Source organism: Pseudomonas sp. BIGb0558 (assembly GCF_024807515.1).
In the GTDB taxonomy this organism is placed as follows: domain Bacteria; phylum Pseudomonadota; class Gammaproteobacteria; order Pseudomonadales; family Pseudomonadaceae; genus Aquipseudomonas; species Aquipseudomonas yamanorum_A.
In genome coordinates this window covers 1-9,200 of record NZ_JANUEW010000076.1, presented here as the reverse complement: position 1 = coordinate 9,200, position 9,200 = coordinate 1, and the positions used below count along the sequence as shown (strand labels likewise).

The following is a 9,200-nucleotide window of genomic DNA, read 5'->3' as shown; positions in this document are numbered from 1 at the left end:
GTGAGGGAACACCGAGCCTAGGCGAGGTGCCGACAGGCGGGGCAGAGCCCTTTGCTTACTTTGGGGCTTTTCCAAAGTGAGTCGCTGTAAGAGCGGAACCATAAGCGGCCGTTACCGAAGTAACGGATATGCTCCCAGCCCCAGAAGATGCCACCTCCCACCCCCCACCCAACGCCGTATACAAATTCACCTCCGCCACCAACTGCGCCAACCGATCAACAATCAACGCCTGCTGCGAATTGAACAACGACCGCTGCGCATCCAAAAACACCAGATTACTGTCCACCCCACTGCGATACCGATGCTGCGCCAGGTCGTAATACTTCTGGTTGGCCCGAACAAAATCCCGCTGCGCCGCCAACTGATCGTTATACGTCTGCCGCGCCGCCAACCCATTGGAGACCTCCTGAAACGCGGTCTGAATCGATTTCTCATACTGCGCGACATAGATGTTCTTCTGAATCTTCGCGTAATCCAGACTGGCCCGCAGACTGCCCGCATTGAAGATCGGCAGATTGATCTGCGGCTGGAACACCCAGCTCCCCGAACCACCCTGGAACAATCCCGAGAGGTCCTTGCTGCTGGTCCCCGCATTGGCCGTCAGCGTAACCGAAGGAAAAAACGCCGCCCGCGCCGCGCCAATATTCGCGTTGGCCGCCTGGAGCTGATACTCCGCCTGGACAATATCCGGCCGCCGCTGCAGCAGGTCCGACGGCAACCCGGCCGGCACCCGGGCCACCAGGTCGGCGGACAGCGGCTGTGCCGGCAGCGAATCCGGCACCGGCCCGCCCACCAGCAATGCCAGGTTGTTGAGGTCCTGGGCAACCTGGCGCTGGTAGCGGGCGATGCTGGCGCGGGTGCTTTCAACGCTGGTCTGGGCCTGGATCACATCGATCGACGTCGCCTTGCCCGCCGTTTTGCTACGGGAGGTCAGGCGCAGGCTGTGCTCGTCCGACGTCAGCGTCTGCTGGGCCAGGGCCAGCAGTTCCTGGTCGGCGCGCCAGGTCAGGTAGGCGTTCGCGACGTTGGCCACCAGGCTCAGTTGCGCACTGCGCCGGGCCTCTTCAGTGGCCAGGTACTGCAGCATCGCCTGTTCACTGAGGCTGCGCACACGGCCGAAAAAATCCAGCTCGTAGGCACTCACGCCCAACGTCGCTGAATAAGTAGAGGTGATCGCAGATTTGCCGGTGCCAGTGGCGCGGCGCGGGACTTTCTGGCGGTTTTCGGCAGCCGTGGCCGACACCGCCGGGAACAGGTCCGCGCGCTGGATGCGGTATTGCGCCTGGAACGCTTCCACGTTCAGCGCCGCCACCCGCAGGTCGCGGTTATTCTCCAGCGCCTGGCCAATCAACTGCCGCATCACCGGGTCACGGAACAACTGCTGCCAGTCAGGCCCTGTAGCCGATGGACCGACAATCCCGCCGTTATACAGCGGGTATTGCGCCGGCGTCGGCGCCTCGGGCCGCTGATAATCCGGGATCAGCGAACACCCGCCAAGCACACACACCACACCGAGCATCAGTTTTTTCATTACGCGCCAACCATCCATTTGGCCAGGCCATGGCGGCCACTGACCCCCAGTTTGGCCGCCGCACGCTTGAGGTAAGTCTCGATGGAGCTGTTTTTCACGCTGAGTTTCTCGGCCATCTGCGGCACGGTGCCGCCGGTCAACAACCCCAGGCAAACCTCCTGCTCCCGCGCCGACAGGGTGATGTCACTGAGTGACAGGCGTTTGTAGAATTCGCGCTGCAATTGCGACTGCTCCAGCGGGGTTTTAGAGGGCTCGGGCGCTACCAGCGGCACCTGGCGATTGATCTGCGCGTGGCGCTCCATCAACGGCAGCAGTGTTTCCGAGAGGCTTTTGAGAAACGACAGTTCGGCCAGGGAAAAGGCCCGCTGGGTGTGGGGCCGATAGAACGAAATCACGCACCGCCGGTTGGCCTGGCGCGACACCAGGTTGCACTGGTGGGAGGTGCCGCGGGCGTGGGTGCTGTTGGCCTTGGCATTCATCTGGATCAACAGCGGGTCGTTCATGCCGAGCATTTTTTTCAGCAGCGGGTGATCGTCGCGGTGATGCAGGGTGCGCGGTGGCGGCAGGTCCTGCTTCAACCCGTCACTGCCGAGCAGCTTGATATCGAGCACACTGGCCTGGTGCTCGTCGAGGGTCCATTCACTGAGGTCCACCAGGTGCACCGGTACCAGTTTGTTCACCAGCTGCAGCATGTTTGCGGCAAAGGGGTCGGTGCCTGCGCTGGAAATCAATTCCCCCAATTCGAAATAAAACTGCGGACTTTCCATATTCCGAATACTGCTGGTCAGACTCATAGCCATCTCATCCTTGATGTCGAAAACCGTCAACGGTTGCCCCTTCGTGTGCAGGCCTCCCGTTCTCCTTGAACCTGGGTCGGTGCTCGAGGCTTTATTTAGCCACGGGGAATTGTCCTACGTATGTAGCGGAAACGAGGGACACAACCTGCCATAAAAATCGCGCCATTATTTCGTCATTTCTGACAGTTAAATAATGCGTGGATGCGCCGTTCGTGGATTTTAGAGTTTGTTAACTAATTGAAATTAAATGTTTTTATTGGCTTTTTTGAAAAAAGTATGGCGATCCGGCATCGGCCAGATATAGCCAATCTCCTACATTCATTTAATCGTTTCAGCACTGAACCATCAGCCAACCTCGGCGCGGTACCCGGCTGTCCGGGTTTCGGGTGACATACGCGCCTTGGGGGGCGGTGCTTAAATCCCGTCGATTTCGCCTCAATGGGGCGTTGTGCGCCTTATCGACACCTCACATGAGAAGGATCTTATGAAGTTTTTTCCCCTGACCGCCGCCCAGCGGGATATCTGGCTGGACCAACTGCGCCTCGGCGACTCGCCGCTGTACAACATCGGCGGCTATGTCGACCTCGCCGGCCCGGTGAACCCCGCATTGATCCAGCGCGCTATCGAGCAACTGGTGGCCAAGCACGACGGGTTGCGCACGGTGTTGCAGGTGGCGGAAGACGGCTTGCCCCGGCAGGGTTTTGCCGAGGTGATGGCGGTATCGGTGCCGCAGCATGACTACTCCCGTCTGCCCGATCCCGAGGCTGCCGCCCAGGCCTTGCTGCAGGACGAAATGGCCCGCGCCTACCGGCTGGTCGAGGAACCGTTGTTCCGGTTCTTCCTGGTCAAGCTCGACGACCTGCATTACCGCCTCGGCACTCAGGCCCACCACCTGATTCTCGACGGCTGGGGCTTCGGCCAGATGCTGCAATCCCTGGCCGGCCTCTACAGCGCCCTGGAGCAGGGCCGGCAACCGGAGCTGTCGGCACCGTCCTATATCGACTTCATCGACAGCGACGAACGCTATCGTGAGTCGGCCCGTTTCGCCCGGGACCGCAGCTACTGGCTGGATAAATACCGGGTGTTGCCCGAGCCGCTGCTGACCCCCCGTTACCAGGCCCGGGACCAGGCGCCGAGCAACACCCTGGTGGCGCCATTTCCGGCGGCGCTGCTCAACCGCATGGCCCGTGTAGCGAGTCGTTACCAGGCGTCGGCGTTCCATGTGTTGTTGGCTGCGATGTATGTGTATTTCAGCCGCACCGGCCAGCGCCAGGAGTGGGTGGTGGGGCTGCCGATTCTCAACCGTTCCAATGCGCGCTTTCGTTCGACCCTGGGGCTGTTCACCCAGGTCAGCGCCGTGCGTTTGCAGTTCAGCGAAGACGGGTCTTTCAGCGCGTTGGTACGCGGTGTACGGGACCAGCTCAAGCAGGATTTCCGCCACCAGCGCTTCCCGCTGAGCGAGATGAATCGCGAACTGGGCCTGCTGCGTGCCGACCGTGGCCAGCTGTTCGACCTGTCGGTGTCCTATGAACAGGACGACCATGAGTTTCGCTACGGCCAGGCATCGGCCCGGGCGATCAAGGTCTCTAACCACCACGAGCCCTTGCCCCTGGCGATTCACCTGCGCAGCAACCGCTACCACGACACGGCGTGCCTGCACTGCGTCTACAACGAGGCGTATTTCCAGGCGCATGAGGTGCAGGCCCTGGCCGAGCGCCTGGTGTATCTGCTGGAGCAGGGGCTGAAAGATACAGAACGGACGCTGGCGGATTTCTCCCTGGTGACGCCTGAAGAAACCGCACAGCTGCAACGCTGGAACGCCACCGCCCAAGCGTATCCAGCGGCGCAAACCCTGCATGGACGTATCGAGACCCAGGCCGCGCTGGCGCCGCATGCAGTCGCTGCGGTGTATCAGGGCCAGCGGCTGACGTATGCCGAGTTGAATCAACGGGCCAATGCCCTGGCGCATCAACTGCTGGTGCTGGGAGTCAAGCCTGACGACCGTGTGGCAATTGTCGCCCGACGCGGCCTGGAAACGCTGGTGGGGTTGCTGGGGATTCTCAAGTCCGGCGCCTGCTATGTGCCGGTGGACCCGGCCCATCCCGCCGAGCGCCTGAATTACCTGCTCCATGACAGCGCACCCGTAGCGGTGCTGACCCAGACGGACTTGCTCGAACGCTTGCCGGTACTGAGCGTGCCGGTGATCAACCTGGACCAGGCCACCGCACACTTGGCGAGCAACCCTCAGGTTGCAATGACCCCCGCCAATCTCGCCTACGTGATCTACACGTCGGGCTCCACCGGCCTGCCCAAAGGCGTGATGGTGGAACACCACACCGTGGCCAACCTGGTGGACTGGCACTGCCAGGCCTTCGACCTGCACGCGGGCAGCCACACAGCCAGCGTGGCCGGTTTCGGCTTTGATGCGATGGCCTGGGAAGTCTGGCCGGCCTTGTGCGTGGGCGCGACCTTGCACCTGCCGCCGGCTCACGACGGCGCGGAAGACATCGACGCGCTGCTGGACTGGTGGCGCGCGCAACCGCTGGACGTGTGCTTCCTGCCCACACCGGTGGCCGAGTATGCGTTCAGCCAGAACATCGAACACCCGACCCTGCGCACCTTGCTGATCGGTGGCGATCGCCTGCGCCAGTTCAACCAGGCCCGCCGTTTTGCGGTGATCAACAACTACGGCCCGACTGAAGCCACCGTCGTTGCCACCTCGGGCCTCGTTGAGGTCGGGCAGCCGCTGCACATCGGCAAGCCTGTCGCCAATGCCACGGTCTACCTGCTGGATGAGCAGCAGCGACCGGTGCCTATCGGCATTGCTGGCGAGTTGTACGTCGGCGGCGCAGGCGTGGCGCGGGGCTACTTGAACCGCCCGGAAATGAGCGCTGAACGCTTCCTCGATGACCCGTTCAACCCGGGCCGGATGTACCGCACCGGCGACCTGGCGCGCTGGCTGCCGGACGGCAATCTCGAATACCTGGGGCGCAACGATGACCAGGTAAAAATCCGTGGCATGCGTATCGAACTGGGTGAAATCGAATCCGCCCTGGCCGCGTGTGAAGGCGTCACTGAAGCCGTGGTGCAGGTGCGGGACGGTCAACTGCTGGCCTGGTTCACCGAACACGCCCCGGTGCAGATCGACCAGCTTCGCGCCGACCTGCAAGCGCGCTTGCCGGATTACATGGTGCCGCAGGCGTTCGTAAAACTCGATGCATTGCCCCTGACCGCCAACGGCAAGCTCGACCGCAAGGCCTTGCCGGCGCCTGGCAGCGATGCGTTTGTCAGCCGAATCTACGAAGCCCCCCAAGGCCCCACGGAGATCATCCTGGCGCAGCTCTGGAGCGAGCTGCTGCACGTCGGGCAGGTAGGGCGGCATGATCATTTCTTCGAGCTGGGCGGCCATTCGTTGTTGGCCGTTCAACTGGTACAGCGCATGCGCCAGGCCGGATTGCAGGCCGATGTGCAGGTACTGTTTGGCCAGCCGACATTGGCCGCGTTGGCGGCTGCGGTCGGCGAAGGCCGCGAGCCTGATGTGCCGGCCAACCTTGTTCCTTTGGGCTGCACCTCCATTACGCCAGGCCTGTTGGTGCTGGCCGAACTGGATCAGCCAAGCATTGAGCGCATCAATGCCGCCATTCCCGGTGGCGCCGCCAATGTGCAGGAAATCTATCCGCTGGCGCCGTTGCAGGAAGGCCTGCTCTATCACCACATCACTGACGAGCGCGATCCGTACCAGCAACACGCGATGTTCAGCTTCGCCCGCCGTGACCAACTGGACGCCTTCGCCCAGGCGCTGCAACAGGTGATCGACCGTCACGACATCCTGCGCACCAGCCTGGCATGGGATGCCCTTGAACAACCGATGCAGGTGGTATGGCGCGAGGCGCGGCTGGACGTGGAAGCGGTAAGCGTTGCAGGTGACTCAACCGTCGAGCAACTGCGCGAGCGCCAGCGCCCGCTGGATTTGCGCAAGGCGCCGCTGATGGCCCTGGATTACGCCGAAGACCCGCTGAACCGACGTTGGGTGGGCATGCTGCGTTTCCATCACCTGGTCAACGACGCCACATCGACCCAAGTGCTGATGGCGGAAATCCGCGCCCATCTTCAAGGCGAGCAACAGCAACTGCCGGCACCGGTGCCCTACCGCAACGTGGTCGCCCAGACTCGTTCGCCGGCACGCCAGGCCGGGCATGAAGCGTTCTTCCGCGAGCGGCTGGCAGATGTCGACGAGCCGACCCTGGCCTTCGGTTTGCAGGAGCGCCAGGCGGATCGCCGCGAGACTGAGGAAGCCGATGTACTGCTTCCCGACGCCCTTGGCCAGTTGCTGCGTGAGCAGGCGCGAAGCCTGGGCGTCAGTGCGGCGAGCCTGTTTCATCTGGCGTGGGCCCAGGTGCTGGGGCGCGTCTCGGGCCGTGATGATGTGGTGTTCGGTACGGTTCTGCTGGGACGTTTGCAGGCCGGCGAGGGCGCGGACCGGGCCTTGGGCATGTTCATCAACACCTTGCCGCTGCGGGTGCGCCTGGCCGGGTTGACAGTGCGCGAGGCGATCAAGGAGACCCAGCAGCAACTCAGCGCCTTGCTCGCCCATGAGCAGGCCTCGCTGGCGTTGGCCCAGCGTTGCAGCGGCGTCACGCCGCTGTTCAACAGCCTGCTGAATTACCGGCATGCCTCGGCCGAGGAGCTTCAGGAACTGCTGCCCGGCATCGAATTGTTGAGCAGTGAAGACATCCTCAGCTACCCGCTGATGCTGACGGTGGATGACCTGGCCAGCGGTTTCCGGCTCAAGGCCAAGGCCCCACGCAAGATCGGCGCCCAGCGATTGCTGGATTACCTCGGCACCGTGCTGACGGGGTTGGTGGAGACGCCAGAAGCCCCGCTGTTCGAGGTGCAGGTGCTGCCTGCGACCGAACTGCAACAGCAACTGGTGGCCTTCAACGCCAGTGAAACCGATTACCCCGTGGAGCTGACCGTCCACGCCCTGTTCGAAGCCCATGCCCGGCACACCCCTCACGCGGTGGCGGTGCAGGCCGGGGAGCAACAGTTGACCTATCGCCAGCTCAACGAACGCGCCAATCGCCTGGCCTATCACCTGCGCGAACGCGGGGTGCAGCCGGACTCGCGGGTGGCGCTGTGTGTCGAGCGCGGGTTGGACCTGGTGGTGGGCTTGCTGGCCATTCTCAAGGCCGGCGGCGCCTATGTGCCCCTGGACCCGGGCTATCCCCGTGAGCGTCTGGCCTACATGCTGCAAGACAGCGCCCCGGTGGCGTTGCTGGTACATGGCGCGACCCGCGACCTGCCGGGGCCGGTGTCGATACCGGTGATCGACTTCGATCATTGCGCCTGGCACCAGGCACCTGAAGGCAATCCGCTGGTGCCGGGGTTGAGCGTCGGCAACCTGGCCTACGTGATGTACACCTCCGGCTCCACCGGCACGCCCAAGGGCGTGATGATCGAGCATCGCGGCCTGGGCAACCTGATGCACTGGGGCTCGCAACTGTGCCCGAATGCCGAGGGCGGCGCGTTGTTGCAGCGGGCGCCGTTCAGTTTTGACGGCTCGGTGTGGGAGCTGTTCTGGCCGCTGACCAATGGCATGCGCTTGGTGCTTGCGCGGCCCGATGGCCACCGTGAACCGGCGTACCTGGCGCAGGTGATTCGTGAGCAACAGATCAGCGTGATCAAGTTTGTGCCGGCGATGCTGCAGCAGTTTCTGGAGCTGGAGGAGTCTGCGCAGTGCACCAGCCTTACTGACGTTTTATGTGGCGGCGGCGAGTTGACCGAGGCTCTGGCCCGTGGGGTTCAGGCGCGGTTGCCCAGGGTGCGCTTGCATAACGTCTACGGGCCTACCGAGGCTACGGTGGACAGCAGCGCCTGGACCCTGGAGCCGGGTGCGCCGGTGCCTGCGGTGCAGTTGCCGATTGGGCGGGCTATCAGTAATACCCGGCTGTATGTGTTGGATGAGCATGATCGGCCGGTGCCGCTGGGGTGCAGTGGGCAGTTGCATATCGGCGGGATGGGTGTGGCTCGCGGGTATTTGGGGTTGGCGCAGATGACGGCGGAGCGGTTTATCGACAGCCCGTTTGTGGCGGGGGATCGGTTGTATCGCACGGGGGATCTGGTGCGTTATCTACCGGACGGGAATCTGGAGTTTCTGGGGCGCAATGACTTTCAGGTGAAGCTGCGTGGGGTGCGGCTGGAGCTGGGGGAGGTTGAGGCGCGGTTGGCGGCGCATCCCGGGTTGCTGGAGGTGGCGGTGTTGATTCGGGATGAGCGGTTGGTGGCGTATTTCACGGTGCGTGATGGGGTGCCGGGGCTTGAGGCGTTGCGTAGCTTCATGGTGGAGGGGTTGCCGGAGTACATGGTGCCTTCGGCGTTTGTGCGCATGGAGGCGTGGCCGCTTAATCCGGCGGGGAAGCTGGACCGCAAGGGGTTGCCGGAGCCTGGGGTGGAGGCGGTGTTGAGCCGGGATTATGAGCCGCCTTTGGGGGAGGTGGAGACGGTGATTGCGGGGGTTTGGGCTGAGGTGCTGAAGTTGGATCGGGTGGGGCGCCGGGATCATTTCTTTGAGCTGGGGGGGCATTCGTTGTTGGCCGTGGGGGTGGTGGCGCGGATGCGCAAGGCGGGGTTGGAGGTGGATGCCCGGTCGTTGTTCAGTCAGCCGACGGTGGTGGGGTTGGCGGGGGTTGTGGGGAGGAGGGTGGAGCGGGTGGAGGTGGTGCCTGCTTTGGGGATTCCGCAGTTGGGGCGGAGGCGCAGGATTTGAGGGTTGGTGTGGTGTACATATCCATTCCTGCGGTAACGGCTGCTATTGGTTCCGCTCTTACAGCGGGTCACTTTTGAAAAGCGCAAAAGTAACCAAAACGCTCTGC

Annotated in this window: 3 protein-coding genes; 1 reads left to right on the top strand and 2 read right to left on the bottom strand. The window is 63.1% G+C overall.

Going from position 1 to position 9,200, the window contains the following annotated elements; genetic code table 11:
- Nucleotides 1–55: 55 nt before the first annotated feature.
- A complete protein-coding gene (locus tag M2400_RS33080; RefSeq protein ID WP_177115873.1) occupies nt 56–1,531 on the bottom strand; it encodes an efflux transporter outer membrane subunit in 1,476 nt (491 codons plus the stop codon).
- On the bottom strand, nt 1,531–2,325 hold the full coding sequence (locus M2400_RS33075; RefSeq protein WP_177049005.1) for a helix-turn-helix transcriptional regulator: 795 nt from the start codon (nt 2,323–2,325) through the stop codon (nt 1,531–1,533). Before M2400_RS33075 ends, M2400_RS33080 begins: the two co-directional genes overlap by 1 nt.
- Before the next feature lie 487 nt (nt 2,326–2,812).
- Here M2400_RS33075 and M2400_RS33070 point away from each other — a divergent pair, with 487 nt between their 5' ends.
- Nucleotides 2,813–9,094: a non-ribosomal peptide synthetase gene (locus M2400_RS33070; protein ID WP_259201385.1), complete on the top strand. Its 6,282-nt coding sequence runs from the start codon at nt 2,813–2,815 to the stop codon at nt 9,092–9,094.
- The last annotated feature ends 106 nt before the right edge of the window (nt 9,095–9,200 follow it).

Bases quoted from the DNA above. Each gene is read 5' to 3' on its own strand.
- M2400_RS33080 (WP_177115873.1), bottom strand. From the start codon at position 1,531: ATGAAAAAACTGATGCTCGGTGTGGTGTGTGTGCTTGGCGGGTGTTCG.
- M2400_RS33075 (WP_177049005.1), bottom strand. From the start codon at position 2,325: ATGAGTCTGACCAGCAGTATTCGGAATATGGAAAGTCCGCAGTTTTAT.
- M2400_RS33070 (WP_259201385.1), top strand. From the start codon at position 2,813: ATGAAGTTTTTTCCCCTGACCGCCGCCCAGCGGGATATCTGGCTGGAC.